Below are 24,862 nucleotides of genomic sequence, written 5' to 3' on the forward strand. Positions count from 1 at the left end.
CGGTTCGGTCGCGCCGACGCAAAGATGTCGCGTTGCCGCAACCGGCAATGCTGTGGGAGGCGATCTGCTTGCAAAGCGCTGCCGTTCGTCCCACCTGAGGTCGGCAAAATTCGAACCGCAGGAGGCCTCTTTGCGAAAACTGATTGGCGGCGCGTTGGCCGCATGCCTGGTCATTGGTGCCGGCTCGGCCGTCGCCGAGGAAGTCGGCAAGGTCGGCGTCGATTGGCTCGGCAACGACATCATCGTCGAGGCGATCAAGGATCCGAAGGTCGAGGGCGTGACCTGCCACGTCTCCTATTTCGACCGCGGCGTGATCGACCGCCTGCAGAAAGGCAACTGGTTCGAGGACCCGTCCGATTCCTCGATCTCCTGCCGCCAGACCGGGCCGATCACCATTGGCGACATCGACATGAGCGAGGCCGGCGAGGAGGTGTTCAAGCAAGGCATCAGCCTGATCTGGAAAAAGCAGGTGGTGAACCGCATCTACGACAAGGCCAACGAGACGCTGATCTACCTCTCGCATTCGCGCCAGGTGCAGGATGGCTCGGCAAAAATGTCGGTCACCACCGTGCCGCTCTACGGCCAGAACGTGGTGTGGACCAGCGGCAAGCCGAAATAGAGACTGAAGGTGCTACAGGGTCCTTGGCGCGTCCAGACGGATGCGCGGCGCTGTACTCGGCTTGCGAGACTATGCGCGCGGGCGTAAAGCGTCCGCATGGACCGTCCCGAACACCTTGTCCTGAAAGATCCCGAGCCGCGCATCCATCCGACGGCGGAGTTGAAGGCGTGCAAGCTTGGACGCTATGCGTCGATCGGCGAGCGGGTCATCCTGCGCGAGGTGACGGTCGGCGACTTCTCCTACTTCGAGCGCCAGGCCGAGGCGATCTATACGACGATCGGCAAATTCTGCTCGATCGCCGCCAACAGCCGCATCAATGCGCTGGAGCATCCGGTCGAGCGGCTGACGCAGCACAAGATCAGCTATCGGCCCAACGAATATTTCCGCTGGCTGGGTGTCGATCAGGCGTTCCGCGACCGGCGGCGGGCGAAAGCCGTCAGCATCGGCCATGATGTCTGGATCGGCCATGGCGCCGTGATCATGCCTGGCGTAGTGATCGGCAATGGCGCGATCGTCGGTGCCAATGCGGTGGTGACGCGAGACGTGCCGGCCTATGCAATCGTCGCCAGCGTTCCGGCCCGGCCATTGCGGCAGCGCTTCAGCGCGGAAACTGCGGCCCGGATCGAACGTCTCGCCTGGTGGGACTGGCCGGTCGAGAAACTGGCCAGGGCAGTCCCCGACATGCAGGTTTTGCCCATCGAAGCTTTCCTCGACCGCTGGGAAAACGACGCCACCTGATCTTTGCAAGCGCGGCCCGCGGTTTGACCGTGAATTCCACCCCCGCAGGGAACTTGAGGCAGCTGCCGATTGTTTCTCCCTGCCATGATCGAGAAGCTGTTCACCAGGATCGCCAACTATGTCGCCCATCTTGCCGGTCTGCCACCGACGTTTGCCGTCTGTTTCCTGATCATTGTGGTCTGGGCGGTAAGCGGTCCGGTCTTCGGCTTTTCCGACACGTGGCAGCTCGTCATCAATACCGGCACCACGATCGTCACCTTCCTGATGGTGTTTCTCATCCAGAACACCCAGAACCGCGACAGTGCGGCGATCCAGGCCAAGCTCGACGAGTTGATCCGCGTCAGCAAAGCCAAGAATACCTTTATCGGCATCGAACACCTGACCGAATCCGAAGTCGAGGAAATCCGCGCCAAATGTGAACGAGCGGCGAAGCGGCACGACGAACAGATCGCCGACATGGCCGCAGCAAAAGCCGTTGCTAAGAAGCGCAACACTAAGAAGCATACGGCGGCGTGAGCGAGCTTGTTGTTCGGCTTCCCAACAGAGCTTACGCGAACGGTCGCGGGATCATTTCATGAATGCCGCAAAGGCTTCCTTGTAGTCCGGGTGCCAGCGCGACAGGGCAGGGCGGTTCTCGATGATGTCGCCAATCGCCCAGGCCATGCGCTTTTCGTCCATGGACCGGGTCGCCTCGTTATCGGGACACAGGATGTAGAAATCGCCGCGCCGCAGCGAGGCGAGCATGAAGTCGATGACCTGCTCGCCGGTCCAGGCGCCGGCCGGCTTTTCGGTCGCACCTTCGGTCAGGCCGGTAAAAGTGAACCCCGGAATGAGCAAATGCGCCGCGACGTTGGCGCCGGGCTCGTTGCGCAGAGCGTGTGCAAGACCCTCGGTATAGGTCTTCACGCCAGCCTTGGAGACGTTGTAGGCGAGGTTTCCGGGCGGCGTGGTGATACCTTGCTTGGAGCCAGTGTTGACGATCAGGCCCGGCCTTCCCGCCGCCAGCATGCGCGGCGCGAAGGCCTCGACACCATGCACGACACCCCAGAAATTGATTTCCAGCAGCCGCTTCCAGGCGTCGCGGTTCTCCCAGGGCTTGCCGGGGTTGTTGCCGACGCCGGCATTGTTCATCAGCAGCGACACGTCGCCGAAAGTGGCGGATGTCCTTTTGGCCAGCCGGTCGAGGTCGTCGGCTTTCGAGACATCGGTGGCCACGGCAAGCACGGCGCTGTCGCCGGCGATGGCGGCGATGGCGTGTCGGGCCTCATCGAGGCGTGCGCCGCCGATATCGGCCAGCACGATCTTCATGCCCATCGCCGCCAGCCGTTTGGCCGCAGCAAGGCCGATGCCGCTGGCTGCGCCGGTGATGACGGCGACATTACCGGAGGCAAGTGCGGGCAGGGCGGTCTGGATCTCGGCGTCGGTGGTCATGAATTTCTCCTGTTCTGGCCGCGGCGAACTTAGCGCGGAACGAGGCTCGCGCAAGCCGATGCCGGCATCTTCGGGTTGACCGCGTCGGCGGGCGCTGCGCATGCTGATATCGAAAAAGGAGACTGACGATTGACCGACTGGATCGAGATCCTGAAAGAACAGACCGCAACCGGCGACCAGATGAGCCGCGAAGTGCCGCAAATGCTTGCCAATCCCGACATCAGCGAAGCGCAAGTGAAAACGCTGTTTTCGGCGCTCGAAAAACAGGCGGAGTTCGTCGAAAAGCTGCGTATGGCGCTGGAAAAATTCGGCCATGATTTTTCAGTGATCAAGGCGGCCGAGCGGCTGGAGGAGCGCTACGCCGACCTTGCCGCATCAGTAGCGGAAAAGCTGAAAGAAATGCGGGGCTAAACGAGTCCTATTTCTCGATTAGCCGCTCGAAGCGCCTGTCCGGCACTAACCAGATCAGCGCCACGAGAACGTAGATCGAGACACCGATCCAGTGATTGACGAAGGTCAGTGCGACGCCGGAGATATAGAGGGCTAGCGAGATCTTTCCCTTGAGGTCATTGCCCAACGCCCTGGCGAAAAGGGTCTCGCTGCCGTGCAGCCGATGCAGGGCCATGGTGAGGATGTTGAAGCCGACGGCGCAGAGCGCCAGGCCGATGCCATAGACGGCGACCGGCACCGGCGCGAAATGGTTCTCGCCCATGAAGGCTGTCGTCGCCGGCATCAGCGACAGCCAGAACAACAGGTTGAGGTTCGCCCACAGCACGCGGCCGTCGACCCGCTGAACGGCATGGAACATGTTGTGCAAATTGTTCCAGTAGATGCCGACATAGATGAAGGACAGCACATAGCTGAGGAATATCGGCCAGAGTGGTGCAAGCGCGGAAAAATCCTCGCCATGCGGCACCTTCAATTCCAGCACCATGATGGTGATGATGATGGCGACCACGCCATCGGTGAATGCCTCGACCCGTCCCTTGCCCATGAATCTCCCCTGACAATCCGCTGAAGTTAAAAGATGATTTCGCTCAGCGCCATCGGCAAAGCTGCCAAACTTGTCAGGAGCAAGCCGGGGAGGGGGAACGGCTGACGCGAAAAAGGCGTTAGGACGTCAGATCCCGAACAGCAAAAGGTCGAAAAAAATGACAGCTCACGCTCGAGTCATGACGCGCGATCACGAACTCGGCGGCCGCGCTGCAGCGGCCGCCGTGGCCGCCATGATCGCGGCTCTTTTCGCCGGCAGCACGGCGCTGACGCCGCTTTACATCATCTACAAGCAGGTCTTCGGCTTCTCGCAGATCACTTTGACGCTGGTCTACGCCGTCTATGTCATCGGCAATCTGGCGGCGCTGCTGATGTTGGGGCGTGTGTCCGATGTCATCGGGCGCCGTCCAATGGCATTGGCCGGGATGGCGGTGGCCGTTGTCAGCGCGGTGGTTTTCCTGTTCGCCGAAAATGTCGCCTGGCTCGACGTCGCCCGAATTCTGAGCGGACTGGGAATCGGGGTCGGCGCGGGTACCGGCACCGCCTGGCTCGCCGAATTGCTCCCGACCGACGACAAGTCACAGGCGGCGACGATTGCCACCAGCACCAATTTTCTCGGCCTCGGCCTTGGTGCGCTGGGAGCCGGGTTGCTCGCCGAATACGCGCCTTGGCCGCTCAGGCTGACATTCGTCGCCTACCTTGCGATGCTCGCGACTGTAACCCTGCTGGTCTGGCGCACGCGGGAAACCGTTTCGCGGCGGGGGAAACTGGCTGACGTTTCGATGCGGCCGCGGCTTTCCGTGCCCGATGACATCCGCGCGGGTTTCGTTGCGCCGGCGGTGACCGGCTTCGGCGCAATGGCGCTGGTCGGCTTTTATGCAGCACTTGCACCGAGCATTTTGGCGCAGCAGCTGCAGGTAACCAATCATGCCGAAGCCGGCGCTCTGTTCTTTGAATTGGCGATCGTGACGGCCGCCACCATTGTAGCGACGGCACGACTTTCGAGCCGAGCCGCGATGTTCGTGGCGCTTGCGCTGATGATCCCAACCGTCGCGCTGATTGTTGCGGCGCAGGTCTTCGCATCGATGGCCATAATGATTGCCGGGACCGCCTTGTGCGGCGTGGCGGCAGCGCTTGGCTATCGCGGCGGCTTGCAAGTGGTGAACGAGATCGCGCCGGCGGACCGGCGCGCGGAAGTCGTCTCGGCCTTCTTCATCTGCTGTTTTTGCGGCAACGCGCTGCCGGTGATCGGCATCGGCGTCCTGTCGACCATGACAAGCGCGACCGTGGCAAGCCTGGCCTTTGCCGGCATGATTGTCGTCTTTTCCCTGGTGGCGCTCGGCTTTGGCGCGAAATACGCGCGCTGAGCCGGCCTTTCAGCCGTTCGACGTCTCGGGCGAAAGATGGGCGCGCTGGCGCGGTACGCCGAGGCCGGTATCCGGTGGTTCGCCGGCAGCCGGCCGGCTCTCGATCATGTGCAGGCTGCGCCAGCGGCCGAAGCGATAATAGGCCGCGGCCAGCACGAGCGAGGTTATCGAGCCGGCCGGAAAGCTCCACCACAGAGCTTCCTCGCCTATCACGCTTCGGAAGAAATAGGCGAAGCTGGTGCGCACCAGCAGCACCGAGATCACCAGGATGATCAGCGGCGGCATCACCGCGCCGGTGGCACGCACGGTGGCGAAGAGCACGATGGTGATGCCGAACAGGATGAAGGACCACGACGCGATCTTGTTGATGTGAGTGGCGATGTCGATTGCTGCACTGTCGCTGCCGAGGAAGAGGCTGAGCACCGCGCGATCGAATACGAACAGCAGCGCGACGAGCACGCCGGTGAGCACAAGGTTGAAGCCGACGCCGGAGGCGGCGATGCGGCCGATCCGGTCCCAGCGCCCGGCGCCGACATTTTGCGCCGCCATGGACGACACCGCGGCGCCGATGGCGAGCGCCGGCATCTGGATGTAGGTCCAGAGCTGTGCGGCTATGCCGTAGGCAGCCGCAACCTGCGAGCCGTACGAGTTGACCATGCCCATCACCGTCAGCGCCGCGGCCGAGACGACGATCATCTGCAGGCCCATCGGCACGCCCTTGAAGACGACGATGCGCAGCAGCGCCGGATCCGGCCGCAGCAGAGCAAGATTGGCGCCGGCCAGCCGCAGCGGGTGCTTGCGCGCATAAAGCACGACCAGGATGGCAACCACGCTTACCGTCTGGCCGATCAGCGTCGAGGCGGCCGAGCCGGCGATGCCAAGTTCGGGGAACGGCCCGATGCCGAGAATGAGCAACGGGTTCAAAACGACGTCGAGCACGACGGCCAGCGCCATGAAAAGGAAAGGCGTGCGCGAATCGCCGGCGCCGCGCAGCACCGTCATGACGAAGGACAGCAGGTTCATCATCGGCACGGCCAGGAAGATGATGCGCAGATAGGAGCGCGCCAGCGGCAAAGCATCGGCCGGCGTGCCGAGCGTATCGAGGATCGCATCGACCCAGATCCAGCCGCAGACCGCGAACACCACCGAGACGATGAAGAAGAAGGTGGCGCTGGTGCCGACGACGCGCCGGGCTTCGGGCAGGTCACGAGCGCCGACGGATTGCGCGACCAGGATGGTCGCCGCCATGCCGATGCCGAACACCGTGCCGAGGATGAGAAACAGCACGAGGTTTGCATTGGACGTGGCGGTCAGCGCCGCTTCACCGAGGAAACGGCCGACCCACACGGCATTGATCGAGCCGTTGAGCGACTGCAGCACATTGGAGCCGAGCACCGGCAGGGCAAACAGCAAAAGGGTGCGCGGGATAGGCCCACTGGTGAGGTCGCCGGTCCGCCGGCGCGGGGGCATGTTGTCGTCCATGGCAGGCAACTCGGCGAAGGCTTGTCTTGAGTCCGCAATGATTGCCGATTTAACGGAACAGGTCGATGCGGTGCTGCAAATTCCGCCTGGCGTGCCTTGATCTAATCATTTCTCAAAGCGGGCGGAATCGGATATTCATCCTGGCCTTGTGGGGCCGCATTTCCTGGATCTCATGGGCAAGCCGGGGTGCTCATGTCCGATATTCCGTTGTTTTTTGAGCGCCTGAACCGGCGCGCCTTTCTCGGTGCATCGGCTCTGGGCGCGGCCTCCGTGGCTCTTTCGGCGTGCACCACGACGGACGTGGCGGCGCCGCCGGTGACAGCGGCGCCAAGCGAGCCGGCTTTCGGCGATGCCGCAGGCATGTATGCGGCGGGCGTCGACGAGGGCTATCAACTGCCGGCAATCCCGGTAGCCAAGATCGATCCTAAATTCGTCCGCCAAATCGTGTCCGACCCGACCGGAGAGAAACCCGGCACGATCGTCGTCGATACCTCCGAGCACTTTCTCTACCTGGTGCGCGACGGCGGCAAGGCAATTCGCTACGGCGTCAGCCTAGGCAAGGCCGGTTTCGGATGGACCGGCAGTGCCGTGGTTCAGGCGAGAAAGAAGTGGCCGGCGTGGACGCCGCCGCCGGAAATGATCCAGCGCCGGCCGGAACTGGCGAAATACAAGGACGGCATGCCGCCCGGCCCGCAGAGCCCGCTTGGTGCCCGCGCGCTGTATCTCTTCCGCGACGGCAAGGACACGATGTACCGGCTGCACGGCACACCGGAGTGGGATTCCATTGGGAAGAACGCTTCATCCGGCTGTGTGCGCTTCATGAATCAGGACATTATCGACCTCTACAGCCGCGTCGACGGCGTCGCGCCGGTCTTCGTGCGCCCGAACCTGTCGGCCGCCGGGAAGATCGCCGCCGTTTCGAGCAGGACAGCCGAGCCGATCGATGCTGGCGTCCCAAAGGACGCGGAGATGTTGAGGTAAGTGCCTTCGACTGGATCGTCAGTCGCAGGTTTTGCAGCACACTAGGGCACCGCCCTTGCGCGGGCGCGCCGCAACTGAAGAAACGCGACCGTTCAATCGCGCCAGCTCAGGCGGACGCGTTCGGCGCGTCCGCCTGTATGGGTGCCACTACTTCTTGGCGAGCCCTGGGAGCGTGACCTGATAGACCAGGAACATGGTTTCGACATCGGCGCCATCCTCGGCCTTGTAGGCCGCGCCTACCTGGAAGCCGTCCTGCGTGAGGAAGTCGTTGTCATTGGCGACGAACAGGAAATAGTCGTCGGGCAGCTTTGGATCGAGGACGCTCACCACCGACATCGCCTCCCACTTCTCCGAGAGGTTGTTGCGGTCGTTTGGCGCGCCATTGTGCAGCCCGAAACGGCCGAGCTCGCTCTTGTCGTTGATGTCAATGAACGGCGTCAGCTTGGCCGGCGTCACCGATGCATCGAGCTCACCCTTGGGCGCAACCGGCTTGTCCTTGTCGAACTCTGTGCCGGCGATATCGGTTGCCGCCGACACATCGACGACGCTGATCTCGCGATGGAGCGAAGTGTCGCCCTTCAGCCCTTGGCCGTTGCCGCTGTCGCGCGCCAGCATCAGGAAGGTCTTGTCCGACAGCGCCACGATTTCGCTCTGCGCGGCGATCTTGGTTTTGCCCTTGGCATCGGTGAACACGGGCAGCGGCACGACATATTCATGCGCGAGCTTGAGCTGGCCGGGATCCGAGGCATCGTAGACCAGCGCGCGCGTGTTCCGGCGCGTCGAGGGCGAATCGCCGCCATCTTGTCTGGGTGCCGACTGCAGCACGGCGATCAGGAACTTGCCGTCGGGCGTCAGTGCCATGCCTTCGAGGCCCTGGTTGTTCTGGCGGCCGGTTTCGGGATCCTTCGGATCTGGGTCTGCCGCGCCAGGTCCCGGATTGTTGGAAGCAAAGTTTGGCGTCCCGTGACGCGTCGGGACAAGCGCCGCCGGCGGCTGCGTTGCCGACATCAGACGCCCATCGGCGGAGAAGCGGTAGATGTTCGGACCGTATTCGTCCGAGATGAACATCGTGCCGTCGGGCAGCCGCGCGATCGCTTCGTTGTCGAGCGCGAGCTTGCCGTTGGCTTCGGGCAGGATCGGCATGTCGTCGGTCGCGGCGCGCACGCCGTTGAGCGGATCGAGGCCGGTTGCGTCGGCGCCCTTGTCGTCGGTCAAAAGCATGGTGTCGGCTAGCGTTGCCTTGAGGCCCGACTGTTCCTGGCCGGTGGCCGGTGCCGCACCCGGCGCGATCGGGGTGAACTCGAGGGCGATCGTGTTCAGGCGCGGCCGGTAATCGGTGGTGCCGACGACATTGTAGCCGCGATCGGGCAGCAGCCACAGCGAGCCCTTGTAGCCATCGGCGCCATGCGTCCAGCCGGCAGCGTCGATCGCCATGCCCGAGCCGGAGCCAAACGTCTCGCCGAACTTGTCCTTCTGGCTGGCCGGGATGCGGCCGACACCGACCAGGCCCTTGTTGACGAAGCTGACGCCGTCGACGGTCGCGGCGTTTTCAGCCAAGGCCGGCGTCAAGGCGGTGAACATCGCCAGCGCGACGGCGAGGGACGCGGTTCGGTGCAGGTTTTTCATGGATATCCTCTTTGAGACAAAGCTGCCGGGATCTGAAAAAGCGTCGCGTCGCATCAAGGATGCCGCGAAAGCCTTCGGAGAAGCGATCTAGGACGCGAACATGATACTTGCGTGACAGTGCCGCGCTTGCTTGTCCCCCCGTGGTCGCAACTGGCCTGGGTATGGCGAATTCGCCGTCGCCGAGCGAGCAATTAACAACTTTACAAATAATCATTCTTGTGTAAAGTTATGACAATGAAAGGACCCCGATGACCGCCTATCGTTTCGCCACCCGCCTCAATTCCTTTGCCTCGCGGCCACAGTCCGAGTGGCCCGATCTTGTCGGCAAACCGTCCATGCTGCAAATGGCGGCACGTGCGGCGAAGGTTGCGGAGTTGACCGATCTCGACCTCAACTTTCCCGACCATGTCGATGAAAAACCTGCGGAAATGGCGCGCAAACTCGGCGATTTCGGGCTTTCGATCAATGGCTTCGCCATGCGCTACTACTCTAACCCGGCTTTCAAGCTCGGCGCCTTCACCAACCCGGATTCTTCCGTTCGTCGCGAGGCCATCGACCTGACCAAGGCCGGCATCGATGCCGCGCGCGAGGCCGGCGCTAGCCTGATGACATTGTGGTTGGGGCAGGATGGCTTCGACTACGCCTTCCAGGCTAACTACGCAACACTCTGGCAACACGAAATCGATGGCATTCGTGAAGTAGCGGCGCATGACCCGGGCTGTCAGATCAGCCTTGAATACAAACCCAACGAGCCGCGCTCCTACAGCCTGATGCCCGATGCGGCGACGACTTTGCTGGCGATCCGCGAGATCGGCCTGCCCAATCTCGGCGTGACGCTCGATTTCGCGCATGTGCTGTATGCCGACGAGCAGCCGGCCTTTGCCGCAGCACTCGTGGCGCGCCATAGCAAGCTGCTCGGCGTGCATCTCAACGACGGCTACGCCAAGCGCGACGACGGCCTGATGGTTGGCGCAGTGCACACGCTGCAGACGATCGAGCTGCTCAGGCAGATCCGCCGCGACGGCTATACCGGGGCAATCTACTTCGACACGTTCCCCGACATGACCGGGCTCGACCCGGTCCACGAATGCCAAGTCAACATCGCCACCGTCAAGCGCATGCTGCGCGTCGTCGATCGGCTGGACAGGGACAATCGCCTGTCCATTGCCGTCGACCGTCAGGACGCGGTTGCCTCGCAGGCCATCATCCAGGAAGCCATGCTCGGGCCGGACAGCTGAGGCCGGGGCCATCACTGTTTTCAACAAGGGAGGAAAGACCATGAAATTTCTGCTTGCCACCGCTACCGCCGCCCTGATGGCGCTGTCCATAGGGTCGTCGTTTTCCGCGGACCTCGCGCCGCTCAATTCCGACACCGAGAAGGATCGCATCGACTGGTCGCAGCTCGAGGCCAAATTCGGCGCTTTCCCCAAGCTGCCCGAGGGCACCAAGGCGGGTGCGGTCTCCAAGACGCTGACCAACGAATACTGGCGCTCGCTGGGAGAGGGCTACAAGTCGTTCGGCGACCGCACCGGCGTGCCCGTCGTCTACCAGGCGGCGCAAAGCGAGGGCGACCAGCTCGGCCAGCTCACCATCGCCGAAGGCCTGGTCACGCAAGGCTACAACGTGCTTCTCGTCTCGCCGCAGACCGACTCCAACCTGCAGCCGATCATGGAACAGGCCAAGGCAGCCAATGTGCCGGTGGTCAACGTCAATGACGCGGTCATCCCGCAGGCCGAGCACTATATTGGTAATGTCCAGCGCGACAATGGCGTGCGTGTCGCCAAATGGTTCATCAAGAACCGGCCGGATGGCGGCAAGGTCGCCATCGTCGAAGGCCAGGCCGGCGTCTACGCCGCCGTCCAGCGCACCGACGGCTTCAAGACCACCATCACCGAAGCCGGCAAGTTCGAGGTCGTCGCCAGCGTCCCCGGCAACTGGGATCGTCAGACCTCCTACGACGCGGCCACCAACATCCTGCAGCAGCACCCAGACCTGATCGGCTTCTATGCCAACAATGACGGCATGGCGCTGGGCATCGTCGAAGCGGTCAAGGCCGTCGGCCTGCAGGACAAGGTCGCCGTCTTCGGCACTGACGGGATTTCCGACGCCTATGCCTCGATCCGCGCCGGCGAGCTGACCGGTACCGTCGATTCGTTCCCGGTGCTGACCGGCGAGGTGGCGCTGGAATCGGCGCTGCGGCTGGTGGCCGGGCAGAAGCTGCCGCGCGTCGTCGCCACGCCGCAGGCGCTGATCACCAAGGACAATGCCGACCGTTACTCCGGCGTCGGCGATGCCGTGCGCAAAGCGCTGCTCGAGGATGCGGCAGCGGGCCAATAGAGCAGGGGCGGCGGGTGCCGGCCTTGGGTCGGCACCCTTGCCGGGAGAATTGAAGCAATGTCAGCGCGGCTGCAATTCGAGGGCATTTCCAAGCTGTTTCCGGCCGTGCGGGCGCTGAGCGATGTGTCCTTTTCGGTCGGCGCCGGCGAAATCCATGGCCTGCTTGGCGAAAACGGTGCCGGCAAGTCGACGCTGCTGCGCATCCTGTCAGGCGTCTACCGGCCGACGGCGGGAAGCGTGCTCATCGACGGAAAGCCGGCCATGCTGAACACCCCGGTCGCGGCGCGCGCCGCCGGCGTGGCGATGATCCATCAGGAATTACAGCAGGTGCCGCGCCTCAGCGTCGCCCAGAACATGTTTCTCGGCCATCCGCTGACGCGCGGCGGCGTCTTCGTCGCACGGCGCGAGCAGGAACGCCGTGCTGCGGAAGCCCTGGCCGCCATCGACCCGACCATCGATCCGGCAGCCCCGCTCGGCAGCCTGAAGGTGGCGCAGCGGCAGGTCGTCGAGATAGCCCGGGCGCTGCTCGACCGCGCCAGGATCGTGGCGATGGACGAGCCGACGTCGAGCCTGACGCCGAGCGAGTTCGAACGACTGGCCGAGGTGATTGCCGGTCTGGCGCGCGACGGTGTCGCCGTCGTTTACGTCTCGCACAAGCTGGACGAGGTGTTCGGCATCTGCCAGCGCGCCACCATCATGCGCGACGGCGCAGTGGTCGGGTCCGTCGATCTCGCACAGGTCTCGGAAAAATCCGTCGTTTCGATGATGGTCGGCCGCGAGCTTGCCCAGGAACAGCACCGCTCGCATGCTTCCGCCGAGATCAGGCTGAGTGTGCGTGGCCTTGCCTCGGCGACCAAGGTCCATGACGTTTCGTTCGAGCTGCATCGCGGCGAGGTGTTGGGCATTGCCGGCCTGGTCGGGTCGGGCCGCACCGAACTGCTGCGGCTGCTGGCCGGTGCCGACCGGGCCTCATCAGGCGCAATAGAGATCGACGGCAAGGCGGTAAAGCTTTCCAGTCCGCGCGACGCGATTGCGGCCGGCATCGGCCTGGTGCCGGAGGAGCGCAAGCGCGAAGGCATCGTGCCGTTGCGGTCGATCTCCAGCAACATGGCGCTGGCCTCGATGGGCGTGTTCGCGCCGCGCGGCGTCATCGATCATCGCCGGCTGAAGCGCGTGGCTGCCGAGAAAATGAAACGCGTCAATCTCAGGCCGTTCCTGCTCGATCGGCCAATTCGGCTGTTCAGCGGCGGCAACCAGCAGAAAGCGATCATCGGCCGCTGGCTGGCGGCGGGAACGCGGATCCTTCTGTTCGACGAGCCGACGCGCGGCATCGATGTCGGCGCCAAGGCGGAGATCTACCACCTGATCGAGGAACTCGCCGCCGAAGGCCATTCGGTAATCGTCGTGTCGTCCGAACTCCCCGAGGTGATCCGGCTCGCCGACCGCGTGCTGGTCATGCGCGACGGCACGGTCGCCGCCGAACTGGGCCGCACAAGTCTCAGCGAACACGCGATCGCCGCGCACGCCATACCCCAAACGGAGATTGAGGCCGGCAAGGCGCAAGGCCATCGGGCCGGTGCATAACGGACAGGACCAGCGGATGACCGATATAACCGAACACACAGCAGCGCGCCCGAGGGCAGATTTCCTGCACCGGTTTTCAGTGCGCGACGCCGGCACGCTGATCGGCCTGGTGGTGATCCTTGCCGTCTTCGGGGCGCTGGTCCCCGGCTTTTTTGCCGAGCGTAACCTGATCAACATCCTGCAGCAGTCGAGCATCAATGCCTGCCTGGCGTTGGGCATGACGCTGGTCATCATCTCGGGCGGCATCGACCTGTCCGTCGGGCCGACGGCAGCCCTTTCGGCCGTCATCTCGGCCTCGATGCTGGTTGCCGGCGTGCCGTTTCCGCTCGCCATCGCCGCTGGCTTCGCCATCGGCCTTGTCTGCGGGCTGCTCAACGGCGTGCTGGTCGCTTATGTCGGGCTGCAGCCTTTCATCGTCACGCTCGGCACGCTGAGCACCTACCGGGCGCTGGCGCTGATCTATACCGGCGGCAATCCGGTGCTCGGCCTGCCTGCCGGCTTTCGCGCCATCTTCAACGGCTCGCTGTTCGGATTGCCGTTGGCGGTCATCATCGTGGCCGTGGTCGCGCTGATTGCCTGGATCATCCTCAAGAAGACGCCGTTCGGCGAATATCTGCTCGCCGTCGGCGGCAATGAGGAGGCAGCCCACATAGCCGGCGTGCCGATCGCCCGCACCAAGATCGCCGCCTATATGATCTCGGGCCTGCTGGCAGCACTTGCCGCACAGATCCTGATCGGCCGGTTGGGTGCGGCCGAACCCATTCTCGGCAATCTCTGGGAGCTCGACGCCATAGCAGCGGCGGCGATCGGCGGTGCTTCGCTGATGGGCGGCAAGGGCAGCGTCGTCGGCACCATCCTGGGTGCCGTCATCCTCGGCAGCATGCGCAACGGCCTGACGCTGATGAACGTGCAGTCCTTCTATCAGCTCTTGGCAACTGGCCTTATAATCCTCGCCGCGATGCTTATCGATCGCGTGACGAGGGGACGTGGATGACCTTGACCGGCCTGGACCTGAAAGCAGTAGGACCGCGCATCCGCATGATGATGCCGCATCTGACGCCGCTCGAGGCGAAGGTGGTTGAAACCGTGTTCGGACGGCGCGGCTTCGACGAGACCATCCCGCTCAAGCAGATCGCCGAGGAGGCCGGTGTGTCGGAGGCGATGGTGGTCAAGATCGCCAAGAAGCTGGGTTTTTCCGGCTATCGCGATTTCCGCACCGCCGTCTATGAGTACAGCCGCCTGCCGACCGCCGAGATGCATCAGGAGCTGTCGGTGGACGACAGCTCGGCCGAGATCGTGCAGAAGGTGTTCCGCACCTCCATCCAGGCGCTGGAGGAGACGCTGGCGATTCTCGACATGGACGATTTCGACCGTGCCGCCGATCTGCTTTACCGCGCCAGGAATCGCGATTTCTACGGCGTCGGCGGCTCGGCGCAGATCGCACGCGACGTCTCGCACAAATTCCTGCGCATCGGCATCCGCACCTCTGTCTACGACGATTCGCATATGATGCTGATGTCGGCCTCGCTGCTCGGCGCCGACGACATTGCTGTCGGCTTCTCGCATTCCGGCAACACGAGCGCCGTCATCGACGCCATCCAGCTTGCGCGCAAAAGCGGCGCGCGCACGCTGGCCATCACCAACTACGACAACTCGCCGTTGGCGGCCGTTGCCGACATCGTGCTCTGCTCGACGGCGCAAGGCTCGCCGTTGATGGGTGAGAACGCAGCGGCGCGCATTGCCCAGCTCAACATTCTCGACGCGCTGTTCGTCGCGGTCGCGCAACGCGACTACCAGGCGGCGGAGCGCAATCTCGGCCGCACCATGTCTGCGGTGACGTCGAAACGGAAAGACAGGGGCACATGACGGCTTCCCCGCCGCTGGTGACCGTATTCGGCAGCCTGCATTACGATATCATGGTCGAAGCCCCCGATCGTCCGCGCAAGGGCGAAACGGTGACCGGACATGCCTGGCATCCAAAATGCGGCGGCAAGGGCGGCAACCAGGCGGTGTCGGCAGCGCGGGCCGGTGTGCGTGCGGCAATGATCGGTGCCGTCGGCGATGACGATTTCGGCCGCGCGCTTCTCGATAATCTCGATCGCAACGGCGTCGACCAGCGCTTCGTGGGACTGGCTTCCGGCGCCGGCTCGGGCATGAGCGTCGCGATTTTCGACGCCAGCGGCGACTATGGCGCGGTGATCGTCTCGGGCAGCAATCTCACTCTCGGCGAAAAGGACATTGCCGAGGCGGGTGAGCTGATCGCGCAAACGACGGTGCTGCTGCTGCAGAACGAGGTGCCGGACGCCGCCAACATTGCCGCGGCGCGGGCGGTGAAGGCGCATGGCAGCCGCGTCGTCCTCAACGCGGCGCCGGCGCGAAAGCTGTCAGCCGAACTGATCGCGTTGACCGACATCGTCATCGTCAACGCCATCGAGGCGGAGTTCCTGGCCGGCGTTCCTGTCGTCGACACGCTCGAGGGTGCGGCGAAGGCGGCCGGTATGCTCGTCGGTTCCTATCCGGCTGCGATTGTCACGGCCGGCGGCGAGGGCGTTGCCTATTGCGACCGCGACGGCCAGGCATTCGCCTTGCCGGCGATGCCGGTGAAGGTGGTCAGCACCCACGGTGCCGGTGATGAATTCGTCGGCGCCTTTGCGGCGGGGCTTGCGCGTGGAGAGGCTGTCGAGGCGGCACTTGCCGCCGCCAATGCCGCCGCTGCCTCGCTGGTCGCAACGCCGGAGCGCGAGCGCGGCCGGCTTGACCGACCTCAGCCTGCTCAGTGATTGCCGCGATTCAATCGCTGTCGCGCGCGATAAGCTCCAGCGGCCAGACCTCGCGGGTGATGCGGGCGCCTTCGGCGCCGGCGTAAGCCGGGATCGATGCCAGCAGCATTTCGGCCAGCCGCTCGCCCATCGGTTCAAGCGCCGGGCGGAAGCCGGTCAGAGCCGGCGAAAAATAGCGGCAGAGCGGCGTGTCGACGATGACGATCACCGCGATGTCGTGGCCGGGCCTGATGCCCGCCTCGGCCAGAGCCTTGCAGCCGCCAAGCGCCATCGCGTCGTTGTTGAAGATGATGGCGGTCGGCGGGTCCTTGGAGCGCATGACCTTCGGCGTCACCGCGTAGCCGCCGGCCTCGTTGATGAAGCCGTCAGCGATCAGTTCGGGGTCGAATTCGATGCCATGCCGCCGCAGCGCCTTGCGATAGCCGGCGAGGAACAGATAGCCGAAATTGAGGTCGAGCGACGGGCGGATGGCGGCGATGCGGCGGTGGCCGCGTGCGACGAGGCGATCGACCGCGTCAGCCCCGGCTTTTTCGAAGTCGAGGTCGAGCGAGGGGTAGGAATCGCCGCCGGAGCGGCTGCGGCCGAGCGTCGCGAACGGGAAACCGGCCTGGGTCAAATAGTCGATACGCTCGTCCTCGCGCCGCGTCCAGGCCAGCACCACGGCATCGGCCCGGCGTGTCTCGACGACACGGCGCAGGCGCTCCTGCTGATAGTCGCCCGGCGCACCCATCACGACGATCAGGTCGAGGCCGCTTTCGGCGAGCTTGGCCTGCAGTCCGGTCAGGAACGGAATGAAGAACGGCTCGCCATATTCCTGGTCGCCCGGATGCGGCTGCAGCATGAAGGCGATTGAATGGGTGGCGCCGCGCCGCAGGCTGCGGCCGGACTGGTTCGGCGAATAATTCAGCTTCTTGGCCGCATCGAGCACGCGCTGGCGCGTGTCGGCATTGACATCGGCGCGGCCGTTGAGCGCGCGCGACACTGTGCCGATCGAAATGTTCAGGTGACGCGCAAGGTCGTGAATACTGGACGCCAAAGGACAGTTCTCCCCCTTGCTTGGCTAGCACCGGCGGCTCTTCGGGCCAAGGCGGCAGGACGATTTTTCGCACCGGCTAATTGACATTGTACGTCATCGGGTGTGTTCTCGTAAACGTTTACGGAAAAAGGTTTACGGCCCTGCCGTGAATGCCGTGACGATCGGTCTGGAGGGGCCGAGAGGGAGGAGTGCTGGATGATCAATGTCGTCCTGGTCGGCTGCGGAGCGATGAGCAAGGCCTGGCTCGATACGGCCAGGCAGATCGACGGGCTCGCCATTGTCGGCCTGGTCGATCTCGATGCCGAAAGGGCGCGAGCGAGGGCGCGCGAATACGAGCTTTCCGGCGCCATCATCGGAACAGATCTCGACGCCATGCTCGACCAGACCAGGCCCGACGCGGTATTCGACGTGGTGGTTCCCGCCGCCCGCCGCGAGGTCGCGCTTTCCGCCTTTGCCCACCATTGCCATCTCTTGACCGAAAAGCCGCTGGCCGACAGCCCGGATAATGCGCGTGCCATTGTCGAGGCCGCCCGCAGCGCCGGGCGTATCCATGCCGTCGTGCAGAACCGCCGCTATGTCGCCAACGTCAGGCGCATCCGGCGCTTTCTCGATTCCGGCGTCATTGGTGCTGCGACCAGCATCCACGCCGAGTTCTTCGTAGCGCCGCATTTCGGCGGTTTTCGCGAAGAGATGCGCCATGTGCTGCTGCTCGATATGGCGATCCACACATTCGATGCCGCCCGCTACATGGTGGCCGGCGAACCGGCCGGCGTCTATTGCCAGGAGTGGGAGCCGGCCAATTCCTGGTATCGGCAAGGGTCGTCGGCAGCCGCAAGCTTCGACCTCGGCGGCGGCAAGCTGTTCACCTATGCCGGCAGCTGGTGCGCGGCCGGCTTCCGTACCAGCTGGGACAGTACATGGCGCATCGTCGCCGAGCGCGGCAGCATTGTCTGGGACGGCGAGGACGGGCTGAAGGCGGAAGTCGTGCGGCCGGTCCGTGAAGGCCTGTTCGATCGCACCGAACCGATAGCCGTGCCGCCGCTCGACCCGGCCGATCGCGTCGGCGGCCATCTCGGCATCATCCAGGATTTCGTCCGCGCCGTCGAAACCGGTACCGAGCCGGAGACGCGCGGCGCCGACAACATCAAGAGCCTGGCCATGGTTTTCGCTGCGATCGAGAGCGCCGAAACCGGGCGCCGGGTCGCCATCGCTGCACAGGAAGGATCATGATGCCAAACCCGCTGCTCGACATCAGGATCGGCACCATGGTGCGGGCCAATCTCGACGACCCGGCCGCCTATGTCAGGCAGATCTTGCCGCTCGGCTTCGAGAGCATCCAGCCGTTCTTCTGGCAGACGCTGGGCGGCAAGGACATTCCACGGCTGGCAGGCGAGATCCGCGAGGCGATCGGCGATGCCGATGTCGTCGTCTCGTCGATCGGCGTGTTCGGCAATCCGCTGGAGAGCGGTGAAGTCGATCGCGGCGTGCTCCAGGCGTGGGAAACGATCATCGACAACGCGCATCTGTTCGGCACCAATATTGTCAGCGGCTTTACCGGCCGCATTCGCGGCAAGCCGCTGCCCGACAGCCTGCGGCGCTTCCGCGAGGTCTGGGGGAGGCTGGCAAAACGTGCCGCCGACAAGGGCGTGCGCATCGCCTTCGAAAACTGCGCCATGGACGGCAACTGGGCCAGCGGCGACTGGAACATTGCCCACAATCCGGACGCCTGGGAGTTGATGTTCAACGAATTGCCGGACGACAATCTCGGCCTTGAATGGGAGCCCTGCCACCAGCTGGTCTATCTGATCGACCCGATCCCGCAGATCCGCAAATGGGCGCCGCGCATCTTCCACGTCCATGGCAAGGACGCGACGGTGCGCTGGGACGTGATCCGCGAACATGGCGTGTTCGGCCGCCTGCCATTCGTTCAGATGCGCACGCCGGGCTTTGGCGACAGCGACTGGACGCGGGTGATAAGCGAGCTGCGGCTGGCCGGCTACAAGGGCGCCATCGACATCGAGGGCTGGCACGACCCGGTCTACCGCGGCGATCTCGAGATCACCGGCCAGGCGCGTGCGCTGGATTATCTCCAACAATGCCGGGGAGGCGCGAGCTACCTGCCGAACCCGGTGTGAGAAGTCGGCCCGCGGGAGGTGCCGGCCAGCGAAAGATTGCGGCGCAATGCCGAGCGATCGTCAAACCCCTCGGCTAGCGAGGGAACAAAGGGAGGATAAGTGCATGAGCATTACGATGAGAAGGACAGTTCTGCGCTCGACCGTCGCGGCGGCCGCGATGGCGCTCGCCGCCGCACTCTCGACCTTGCCGGCGCAGGCGCTCGACGCCCAGTGGTGCAAGGATGTCCATATCCGTTTCTTCGTCGGCGGGGCGGAAGGCGATGCCTTCGGTACGATCGTCTATAATGGCGCCAAGCAGGCGGCGGCCGATCTCGGGCCGAAAGTCGACTACATCTTTTCCCAGTGGGACGTCGAGAAGATGGTGCAGCAATTGCGCGAGGCGGTTGCGGTCAAGCCCCAAGGTATCGCCATGATGGGCCACCCGGGCGACGCCGCGATCATGCCGCTGGCCGAACAGGCGCATAAGGACGGCATCAAGATGATGTACCAGAACGTGCCGGTGCCGACGGTCACGGCGGCGTTCGGCGGAGGCTATGTCGGCGCCCAACAGGAGCAACAGGGCCGCGCGCTCGGCGCCGAGGCGCTCAAGCTGGCCGGGCTCAAGGCAGGCGACAAGGCGATCATGATCGGCCCGTTCGAGAACGAAAGCCGCGGCGCGCGCGAGCGCGGCACGGTCGCCGCGCTCAAGGAGGCCGGGGTCGAGGTCATCCAGCTCTCCTCGCCGCCCAGCGGCGAATGGGCTTCCGATCCCAACCTGGCCATTCCGGTGATCACCGCGGCACTGCTCAACAATCCCGACGTCAAGGCGGTCGGCTATCCCGGCGGTCAGATGCTGGGCAATGTGCCAACCTACATGCAGGCGGCGGGCAGGAAACCTGGCGAGATCTTCAATTTCGGCTTCGACACCAGCCCGCAGATCGTCGAGGGCTTCAAGGGCGGCTGGGTGCAGCTGACCGCCGACCAGCAGCCGTTCCTGCAGGGCTATCTGCCGATCCTCAGCCTTTGCCAGCAGGTGGTGCTGGGGCTAGCGCCGATGAATGTCGACACCGGCGCCGGCTTCGTCACGCCGCAGAATTACGAGATCGTCGCCGAACTGGCCAAGCAGGCGCTGCGCTGACCTCCCAAGCCGTCGTCCGGGATTAGCCCGGCCGACGGGGCCGCTGGCGAGAACGCCGGCACGAAATCAAGCGAGGATCGCCATGGCCGAACGCATCATCGAATTGCGTGACATCAGCAAGTCCTACGGTCAGGTTTATGCGCTGGGCGGCGTCAATCTCAGCGTCGATCGGGGCGAGGTGGTCGGGCTGATCGGCGACAATGGCGCCGGCAAGTCGACGCTGATCAAGATCCTTTCCGGCGTGGTCAAGCCGACCAGCGGCGAAATCCTCATTCGCGGCAAACCGGTGACCGGGTGGAGCGCCGCGCGCTCGCGCGGCGCCGGCATCGAAACGGTGTTCCAGGACCGGGCGCTCGCCGTGCAGCAGACGATCGTGCGCAACATCTTCATGGGCCGCGAGCTCACGGGCTGGCTTGGCTTCCTGAAGGTCAACAAGGAGATCGCGGAGGCGAGCCGGCTGATGCGCGAAATCGGCTTCACCTCGAAAGTGTTTACGCCGCAGTCGATCGTCGGCCAGCTGTCGGGCGGCGAACGCCAGGGCGTGGCAATCGCCCGCGCCATCTACAAGCAAGCCGACCTGATCATTCTCGACGAGCCGACGACGGCGCTGTCACTGACCGAAACGGCGAAGGTTTTTCATTTCGTGCGCCAGGTGCGGGCGAGCGGCCGGTCGATCCTGTTCATTGGCCACAACATCCACCACGTCTTCGATATCGCCGACCGCTTCGTCGTGCTGGACCGCGGCAAGGTCGCACTCAGCGCCGACCGGAGCGAGGTCAAGTCGGCCGAAGACCTCATCAATTTCATGGAAGACGTGGCACATCCCGGCGGACTGGCGGGATTGCACGACTCCGGGGAGCAGGCAGCGCGATGAGCAAGACAATGGAGCCCGATCTGCAGACCCCTCTCGGGAGCGGCGAAGCCGCCCGGAAGGCATGGAAGCACCCGTCCGATTACTGGATGCGCGGTTTTGTCCTCGACAACCGCGCCGCTCTCGGCACGCTTGCGGTGTTCATCGTCATGATGGCCGTGTTCATGATCGCCAATCCGACGGTCTTCACCAGCTGGTATCTCTATAGTTCCGTGCTGACCACGCTGCCCGTGGCGCTGTTCGTGGTGGTGCCGCTGGTCTTCGTCGTCACCTGCGGCGAGATCGACCTGTCGTTTCCAGCGACGATGGGCTTCGCCTCATGGGTGTTCGCGCTGGTCGTGCAGGCGGGCTACGACCCGTTCGTCGGCATCGCCGCCGCAATGGTCACCGGCATGCTTCTCGGCTTCCTGGTAGGCTCGCTGGTCGTCTATGGCGGGCTGTCGTCGCTGATCGCCACGCTCGGCATGAATTTCCTGCTGCGCGGCCTGATCCAGATCATCAACGAGGGCAGGTCGACGGCGCTGACCGGCCTTGCCGACAGCTGGGCCTACAAGATCTTCTCCAGCCAGCTTTACGGCATTCCGGTGCAGATCTTCTGGGCCATCGGCTTCGTCGTGCTGTCGGCGCTGCTTTACAACCGCCATCGCTTCGGCGCGCAGGTCAAGGTGGTCGGCGACAATCCCGACAGCGCCCAGCAGATGGGCATCGACGTCAAGCGCGTCAGGGTGAAGGTGTTCGTCTTCGTCGGCATCGGCGCGGCAATCGCCGGCACGTTTTCGGTGATGATCAACTTCACCTGGTGGCCGACGGCCGGCGACGGCTATCTCTTACCGGTGCTGGCATCGGTGTTCGTCGGCGGCACCCCGACCTGGGGCGGCATCGGCACCGTCGTCGGCGGCGCGATCGGCGCGGTCACCGTCTCCTTCATCCAGACCGGCGTGGTGGCGGCGGGACTGAGCGGCTTCTACGTCCAGTTCTTCAACGGCCTGATCATCATCCTGTCGCTGCTCGGCCATAAGTGGAACCAGGCGCGGTATCGCTAGCGATAGGCGACCTCACACTCCCGTGACAAACCCGTCCAGCACGCGTTTCTGGCCGGCTTTGTCGAAGTCGATGGTCAGCTTGTTGCCTTCGATGGCGGAGATGTTGCCGTTGCCGAATTTCTGGTGGAAGACGCGGTCGCCGACATTGAAGGGGGACGGCGTGTCGGCGACGGATTTGGCGACCAGCTCGCCGTCGATGGTGCGGCCCTTGACGCTGGTGCGGCCGGCGCCGTAGCCGGAGTCGGTTTCGCCATAGCCGATGCGCTCGACCTGGTGGCCGGAGCGGGTGCCCCAATTGCGGTCGGTCGCCTCGGTGCGGTTGGCCTGAGCGCGCTGCCAGCCCGGTGTCGCATAGGTGCTGGAGAAAGCGCCGGATTTTTCAGCACCGTTGTTGCCGCCAAGGTTGTCGAAGCGCGACGCCCCATAAGGGTTCTGCCTGCCTGCCCCTTGGCCGCCACGACCGGAGGCGAACGAGCCGCCTCCATAGGCATTGCCATAGCCGCCATAGGAGTTGCCGCTCTCGGCGACCTCGACATGGGTTTCGGGCAGTTCGTCGAGAAAGCGCGACGGGATGGTCGACTGCCAGAGGCCGTGGATGCGGCGGTTGGAGACGAACCAGATGTGCAGGTTCTTCTTGGCCCGCGTCAGGCCGACATAGGCGAGGCGGCGTTCCTCCTCCAGCCCGGAGCGGCCGCCCTCGTCCAGGGAACGCTGGTGCGGGAACAGGCCTTCTTCCCAGCCGGGCAGGAACACGGTTTCGAATTCGAGGCCCTTGGCCGAATGCAGCGTCATGATGTTGACGGCGTCGAGCTCGGCGTTCTGCTCGGCGTCCATTACCAGGGCGACATGTTCGAGGAAGGAGCGCAGCGATTCGTACTCCTCCATGGAGCGGATCAGTTCTTTTAAGTTCTCGAGGCGGCCGGGCGCTTCGACCGAACGGTCGTTCTTCCACATGTCGGTGTAGCCGCTCTCCTCGAGAATGGTCTCGGCGAGTTCGGTGTGCGGCGTGGTTTCCAGCGCCTTCTGCCAGCGCTCGAAATTGGCCGCGACTTCGCGCAGCGCTGCACGCGGCTTGGGCTTCAGTTCGTCGCTCTCGGCGAGCTTGGCGGCGGCCTCCAACATCGGGATGCGGAGCGCCCTGGCGGTGTCGTGGATCTGGCGGATGGTGGCCTCGCCCAAGCCGCGCTTCGGCACGTTGACGATGCGCTCGAAGGCGAGGTCGTCGGCGCCTTGCGCGACGACGCGGAAGAAGGCCAGTGCGTCGCGGATCTCGAGCCGCTCGTAGAAGCGCGGGCCGCCGATGACGCGATAGTTGAGGCCGAGCGTGACGAAGCGGTCCTCGAATTCGCGCATCTGGAAGGAGGCGCGCACGAGGATCGCCATGTCGTTGAGATTGTGCTTCTGGCGCTGGTAGGACTCGATGGTCTCGCCGACGGCGCGGGCCTCCTCTTCGGAATCCCAGGCGGCGTGGACATGCACCTTCTCGTCGTCCTCGGCGATCTTTTCGGTGAACAGCGTCTTGCCGAACCGGCCCTCATTGTGGGCGATGAGATGCGAGGCGGTGCCGAGGATGTGCGCGGTCGAGCGGTAGTTGCGCTCCAGCCGGATGATGGTGGCGCCGGGAAAATCCTTGTCGAAGCGCAGGATGTTGTCGACCTCGGCGCCGCGCCAGCCATAGATCGATTGATCGTCGTCGCCGACGCAGCAGATATTTACGGTGGCTGGGCGCGGATTTCCCTCCCCCTTGAGGGGAGGGTGGCCCGGCAAAGCCCGGCCGGGTGGGGTCCGTGCGGCAGTGCTCGACGCATCGGCGGTGCCTTCTGCGGCAATCCCCTCGGCCCGCTTCGCGGGCACCTCCCCCTCAAGGGGGGAGGATTGAGGCCGCTGTGCCAGCAGGCGCAGCCACATGTACTGGGCGGTGTTGGTGTCCTGATACTCGTCGACGAGGATGTAGCGGAAGCGCTTGTGGTATTCCTTCAGCACGTCGGGATTGGCGCGGAAGATGCGGATCGGGTGGCACAGCAGATCGCCGAAGTCGCAGGCGTTCAGCGTCTGCAGCCGCTCCTGATAGGCCTTGTAGAGCTCGCGGCCCTTGCCGTTGGCGAAGGCACGGGCATCGCCCTCGGGGATGTCGGCGGGACCAAGGCCCTTGTTCTTCCAGCCGTCGATCATCTGGGCGAACTGCTTGGCCGGCCAGCGCTTGTCGTCCAGCCCTTCGGCCTGGATGAGCTGCTTGATCAGCCGCACGACATCATCGGTGTCGAGAATGGTGAAGTCGGATTTGAGCCCGGCCAGCTCGGCATGTCGGCGCAGCAGCTTGACGCCGATCGAATGGAAGGTGCCGAGCCACGGCATGCCCTCGACATTGCCGTCGCCGATCAACAGGCCGATGCGCTGCTTCATCTCGCGCGCCGCCTTGTTGGTGAAGGTGACGGCGAGGATCTGCGAGGGGAAGGCCTTGCCGGTGGCAAGGATGTGGGCAATGCGGGTGGTGAGCACCCGCGTCTTGCCGGTGCCGGCGCCGGCCAGCACAAGCACCGGGCCTTCGGTGGTTTCCACCGCCAGCCGCTGCTCGGGGTTGAGGCCGTTGAGATAATCGGGCGCGTTGTTTTGGTTGCTGCGGGCAGCCATGGCGCGCGCGGCAATGCCCGACGGGGCCACGGGCCGCGCGTTCGGTTCGTCAAAAAAGGGCATGTCTTCCGAAAACCCGGACATTTCCCCC

General features: G+C 64.3%; 23 protein-coding genes. 17 read left to right on the plus strand and 6 right to left on the minus strand.

Going from position 1 to position 24,862, the window contains the following annotated elements; translation table 11 throughout:
- Positions 1 to 130 precede the first annotated feature (130 nt).
- The 3 genes from AC0L2Y_RS14945 (at position 131) to AC0L2Y_RS14955 (ending at position 1,873) form a co-directional block, all read left to right on the plus strand.
- Positions 131 to 619: a CreA family protein gene (locus AC0L2Y_RS14945; RefSeq protein WP_352912770.1), complete on the plus strand. Its 489-nt coding sequence runs from the start codon at positions 131 to 133 to the stop codon at positions 617 to 619.
- 96 nt (positions 620 to 715) lie between these two features.
- Positions 716 to 1,357: a DapH/DapD/GlmU-related protein gene (locus AC0L2Y_RS14950; RefSeq protein WP_473557289.1), complete on the plus strand. Its 642-nt coding sequence runs from the start codon at positions 716 to 718 to the stop codon at positions 1,355 to 1,357.
- An 84-nt stretch (positions 1,358 to 1,441) separates the two neighbouring features.
- The gene (locus AC0L2Y_RS14955; protein WP_352490368.1) at positions 1,442 to 1,873 is read left to right on the plus strand and encodes a low affinity iron permease family protein; all 432 of its coding nucleotides are present in this window, start codon (positions 1,442 to 1,444) and stop codon (positions 1,871 to 1,873) included.
- A gap of 51 nt (positions 1,874 to 1,924) precedes the next feature.
- On the opposite strand, the gene AC0L2Y_RS14960 is transcribed toward AC0L2Y_RS14955, so the two are convergent.
- On the minus strand, positions 1,925 to 2,788 hold the full coding sequence (locus AC0L2Y_RS14960) for an SDR family NAD(P)-dependent oxidoreductase (RefSeq protein WP_473557291.1): 864 nt from the start codon (positions 2,786 to 2,788) through the stop codon (positions 1,925 to 1,927).
- 129 nt (positions 2,789 to 2,917) lie between these two features.
- Between AC0L2Y_RS14960 and AC0L2Y_RS14965 the strand changes: the two genes are divergently transcribed.
- The gene (locus AC0L2Y_RS14965; protein ID WP_023721174.1) at positions 2,918 to 3,199 is read left to right on the plus strand and encodes a hypothetical protein; all 282 of its coding nucleotides are present in this window, start codon (positions 2,918 to 2,920) and stop codon (positions 3,197 to 3,199) included.
- A gap of 7 nt (positions 3,200 to 3,206) precedes the next feature.
- On the opposite strand, the gene AC0L2Y_RS14970 is transcribed toward AC0L2Y_RS14965, so the two are convergent.
- The gene (locus tag AC0L2Y_RS14970; protein WP_292663948.1) at positions 3,207 to 3,782 is read right to left on the minus strand and encodes a TMEM175 family protein; all 576 of its coding nucleotides are present in this window, start codon (positions 3,780 to 3,782) and stop codon (positions 3,207 to 3,209) included.
- 178 nt (positions 3,783 to 3,960) lie between these two features.
- Here AC0L2Y_RS14970 and AC0L2Y_RS14975 point away from each other — a divergent pair, with 178 nt between their 5' ends.
- A complete protein-coding gene (locus tag AC0L2Y_RS14975; RefSeq protein ID WP_473557295.1) occupies positions 3,961 to 5,148 on the plus strand; it encodes an MFS transporter in 1,188 nt (395 codons plus the stop codon).
- Between the two features lie 9 nt (positions 5,149 to 5,157).
- On the opposite strand, the gene AC0L2Y_RS14980 is transcribed toward AC0L2Y_RS14975, so the two are convergent.
- Positions 5,158 to 6,630, minus strand: coding sequence for an MATE family efflux transporter (locus tag AC0L2Y_RS14980; protein WP_473557297.1), 1,473 nt, complete (start codon positions 6,628 to 6,630; stop codon positions 5,158 to 5,160).
- Positions 6,631 to 6,822: 192 nt separating this feature from the next.
- Between AC0L2Y_RS14980 and AC0L2Y_RS14985 the strand changes: the two genes are divergently transcribed.
- Positions 6,823 to 7,611 carry a L,D-transpeptidase gene (locus AC0L2Y_RS14985; protein ID WP_473557299.1) on the plus strand — a complete coding sequence of 263 codons (789 nt, stop codon included), beginning with the start codon at positions 6,823 to 6,825 and terminating at the stop codon, positions 7,609 to 7,611.
- 147 nt (positions 7,612 to 7,758) lie between these two features.
- Here AC0L2Y_RS14985 and AC0L2Y_RS14990 read toward each other — a convergent pair whose 3' ends face one another.
- Positions 7,759 to 9,237, minus strand: a complete 1,479-nt coding sequence (locus AC0L2Y_RS14990; protein ID WP_473557301.1) for an esterase-like activity of phytase family protein — start codon at positions 9,235 to 9,237, stop codon at positions 7,759 to 7,761.
- A 248-nt stretch (positions 9,238 to 9,485) separates the two neighbouring features.
- Here AC0L2Y_RS14990 and AC0L2Y_RS14995 point away from each other — a divergent pair, with 248 nt between their 5' ends.
- The 6 genes from AC0L2Y_RS14995 to AC0L2Y_RS15020 are packed head-to-tail and all read left to right on the plus strand — an operon-like array spanning position 9,486 to position 15,938.
- Positions 9,486 to 10,475 (plus strand): TIM barrel protein, encoded by a 990-nt coding sequence (locus AC0L2Y_RS14995; protein WP_473557303.1) that lies wholly within the window; start codon positions 9,486 to 9,488, stop codon positions 10,473 to 10,475.
- Positions 10,476 to 10,515: 40 nt separating this feature from the next.
- Positions 10,516 to 11,574 (plus strand): sugar ABC transporter substrate-binding protein, encoded by a 1,059-nt coding sequence (locus AC0L2Y_RS15000; RefSeq protein WP_473557305.1) that lies wholly within the window; start codon positions 10,516 to 10,518, stop codon positions 11,572 to 11,574.
- A 57-nt stretch (positions 11,575 to 11,631) separates the two neighbouring features.
- Positions 11,632 to 13,158, plus strand: coding sequence for a sugar ABC transporter ATP-binding protein (locus tag AC0L2Y_RS15005; protein WP_473557308.1), 1,527 nt, complete (start codon positions 11,632 to 11,634; stop codon positions 13,156 to 13,158).
- 16 nt (positions 13,159 to 13,174) lie between these two features.
- Positions 13,175 to 14,152, plus strand: a complete 978-nt coding sequence (locus AC0L2Y_RS15010; protein WP_473557309.1) for an ABC transporter permease — start codon at positions 13,175 to 13,177, stop codon at positions 14,150 to 14,152.
- Positions 14,149 to 15,024, plus strand: a complete 876-nt coding sequence (locus AC0L2Y_RS15015) for a MurR/RpiR family transcriptional regulator (protein WP_352490334.1) — start codon at positions 14,149 to 14,151, stop codon at positions 15,022 to 15,024. Before AC0L2Y_RS15010 ends, AC0L2Y_RS15015 begins: the two co-directional genes overlap by 4 nt.
- Complete coding sequence (locus tag AC0L2Y_RS15020; RefSeq protein ID WP_473557311.1) at positions 15,021 to 15,938, plus strand: ribokinase; 918 nt, start codon at positions 15,021 to 15,023, stop codon at positions 15,936 to 15,938. Before AC0L2Y_RS15015 ends, AC0L2Y_RS15020 begins: the two co-directional genes overlap by 4 nt.
- A gap of 10 nt (positions 15,939 to 15,948) precedes the next feature.
- Here AC0L2Y_RS15020 and AC0L2Y_RS15025 read toward each other — a convergent pair whose 3' ends face one another.
- Complete coding sequence (locus tag AC0L2Y_RS15025; RefSeq protein ID WP_473557314.1) at positions 15,949 to 16,974, minus strand: LacI family DNA-binding transcriptional regulator; 1,026 nt, start codon at positions 16,972 to 16,974, stop codon at positions 15,949 to 15,951.
- Positions 16,975 to 17,169: 195 nt separating this feature from the next.
- Here AC0L2Y_RS15025 and AC0L2Y_RS15030 point away from each other — a divergent pair, with 195 nt between their 5' ends.
- The 5 genes from AC0L2Y_RS15030 to AC0L2Y_RS15050 all read left to right on the plus strand — a co-directional run bounded on the left by AC0L2Y_RS15030 (position 17,170) and on the right by AC0L2Y_RS15050 (position 22,140).
- Positions 17,170 to 18,204 carry a Gfo/Idh/MocA family protein gene (locus AC0L2Y_RS15030; RefSeq protein WP_473557316.1) on the plus strand — a complete coding sequence of 345 codons (1,035 nt, stop codon included), beginning with the start codon at positions 17,170 to 17,172 and terminating at the stop codon, positions 18,202 to 18,204.
- Positions 18,204 to 19,109: a sugar phosphate isomerase/epimerase family protein gene (locus tag AC0L2Y_RS15035; protein ID WP_473557525.1), complete on the plus strand. Its 906-nt coding sequence runs from the start codon at positions 18,204 to 18,206 to the stop codon at positions 19,107 to 19,109. Before AC0L2Y_RS15030 ends, AC0L2Y_RS15035 begins: the two co-directional genes overlap by 1 nt.
- Positions 19,110 to 19,212: 103 nt before the next feature.
- On the plus strand, positions 19,213 to 20,226 hold the full coding sequence (locus AC0L2Y_RS15040) for a substrate-binding domain-containing protein (RefSeq protein ID WP_473557317.1): 1,014 nt from the start codon (positions 19,213 to 19,215) through the stop codon (positions 20,224 to 20,226).
- 82 nt (positions 20,227 to 20,308) lie between these two features.
- Positions 20,309 to 21,100 carry an ATP-binding cassette domain-containing protein gene (locus tag AC0L2Y_RS15045; RefSeq protein ID WP_473557319.1) on the plus strand — a complete coding sequence of 264 codons (792 nt, stop codon included), beginning with the start codon at positions 20,309 to 20,311 and terminating at the stop codon, positions 21,098 to 21,100.
- Positions 21,097 to 22,140 carry an ABC transporter permease gene (locus tag AC0L2Y_RS15050; protein WP_352490328.1) on the plus strand — a complete coding sequence of 348 codons (1,044 nt, stop codon included), beginning with the start codon at positions 21,097 to 21,099 and terminating at the stop codon, positions 22,138 to 22,140. Before AC0L2Y_RS15045 ends, AC0L2Y_RS15050 begins: the two co-directional genes overlap by 4 nt.
- Positions 22,141 to 22,152: 12 nt before the next feature.
- On the opposite strand, the gene AC0L2Y_RS15055 is transcribed toward AC0L2Y_RS15050, so the two are convergent.
- Positions 22,153 to 24,855 (minus strand): ATP-dependent helicase, encoded by a 2,703-nt coding sequence (locus AC0L2Y_RS15055; RefSeq protein WP_473557322.1) that lies wholly within the window; start codon positions 24,853 to 24,855, stop codon positions 22,153 to 22,155.
- Between the last annotated feature and the right edge of the window lie 7 nt (positions 24,856 to 24,862).

The organism is Mesorhizobium sp. WSM4830, from assembly GCF_055811495.1.

Coding starts and splice junctions, on each gene's coding strand:
- AC0L2Y_RS14950 (WP_473557289.1), top strand. CDS start 716: ATGGACCGTCCCGAACACCTTGTCCTGAAAGATCCCGAGCCGCGCATC.
- AC0L2Y_RS14955 (WP_352490368.1), top strand. CDS start 1,442: ATGATCGAGAAGCTGTTCACCAGGATCGCCAACTATGTCGCCCATCTT.
- AC0L2Y_RS14960 (WP_473557291.1), bottom strand. CDS start 2,788: ATGACCACCGACGCCGAGATCCAGACCGCCCTGCCCGCACTTGCCTCC.
- AC0L2Y_RS14970 (WP_292663948.1), bottom strand. CDS start 3,782: ATGGGCAAGGGACGGGTCGAGGCATTCACCGATGGCGTGGTCGCCATC.
- AC0L2Y_RS14975 (WP_473557295.1), top strand. CDS start 3,961: ATGACGCGCGATCACGAACTCGGCGGCCGCGCTGCAGCGGCCGCCGTG.
- AC0L2Y_RS14980 (WP_473557297.1), bottom strand. CDS start 6,630: ATGGACGACAACATGCCCCCGCGCCGGCGGACCGGCGACCTCACCAGT.
- AC0L2Y_RS14985 (WP_473557299.1), top strand. CDS start 6,823: ATGTCCGATATTCCGTTGTTTTTTGAGCGCCTGAACCGGCGCGCCTTT.
- AC0L2Y_RS14990 (WP_473557301.1), bottom strand. CDS start 9,237: ATGAAAAACCTGCACCGAACCGCGTCCCTCGCCGTCGCGCTGGCGATG.
- AC0L2Y_RS14995 (WP_473557303.1), top strand. CDS start 9,486: ATGACCGCCTATCGTTTCGCCACCCGCCTCAATTCCTTTGCCTCGCGG.
- AC0L2Y_RS15000 (WP_473557305.1), top strand. CDS start 10,516: ATGAAATTTCTGCTTGCCACCGCTACCGCCGCCCTGATGGCGCTGTCC.
- AC0L2Y_RS15005 (WP_473557308.1), top strand. CDS start 11,632: ATGTCAGCGCGGCTGCAATTCGAGGGCATTTCCAAGCTGTTTCCGGCC.
- AC0L2Y_RS15010 (WP_473557309.1), top strand. CDS start 13,175: ATGACCGATATAACCGAACACACAGCAGCGCGCCCGAGGGCAGATTTC.
- AC0L2Y_RS15015 (WP_352490334.1), top strand. CDS start 14,149: ATGACCTTGACCGGCCTGGACCTGAAAGCAGTAGGACCGCGCATCCGC.
- AC0L2Y_RS15020 (WP_473557311.1), top strand. CDS start 15,021: ATGACGGCTTCCCCGCCGCTGGTGACCGTATTCGGCAGCCTGCATTAC.
- AC0L2Y_RS15030 (WP_473557316.1), top strand. CDS start 17,170: ATGATCAATGTCGTCCTGGTCGGCTGCGGAGCGATGAGCAAGGCCTGG.
- AC0L2Y_RS15035 (WP_473557525.1), top strand. CDS start 18,204: ATGCCAAACCCGCTGCTCGACATCAGGATCGGCACCATGGTGCGGGCC.
- AC0L2Y_RS15040 (WP_473557317.1), top strand. CDS start 19,213: ATGAGCATTACGATGAGAAGGACAGTTCTGCGCTCGACCGTCGCGGCG.
- AC0L2Y_RS15045 (WP_473557319.1), top strand. CDS start 20,309: ATGGCCGAACGCATCATCGAATTGCGTGACATCAGCAAGTCCTACGGT.
- AC0L2Y_RS15050 (WP_352490328.1), top strand. CDS start 21,097: ATGAGCAAGACAATGGAGCCCGATCTGCAGACCCCTCTCGGGAGCGGC.
- AC0L2Y_RS15055 (WP_473557322.1), bottom strand. CDS start 24,855: ATGTCCGGGTTTTCGGAAGACATGCCCTTTTTTGACGAACCGAACGCG.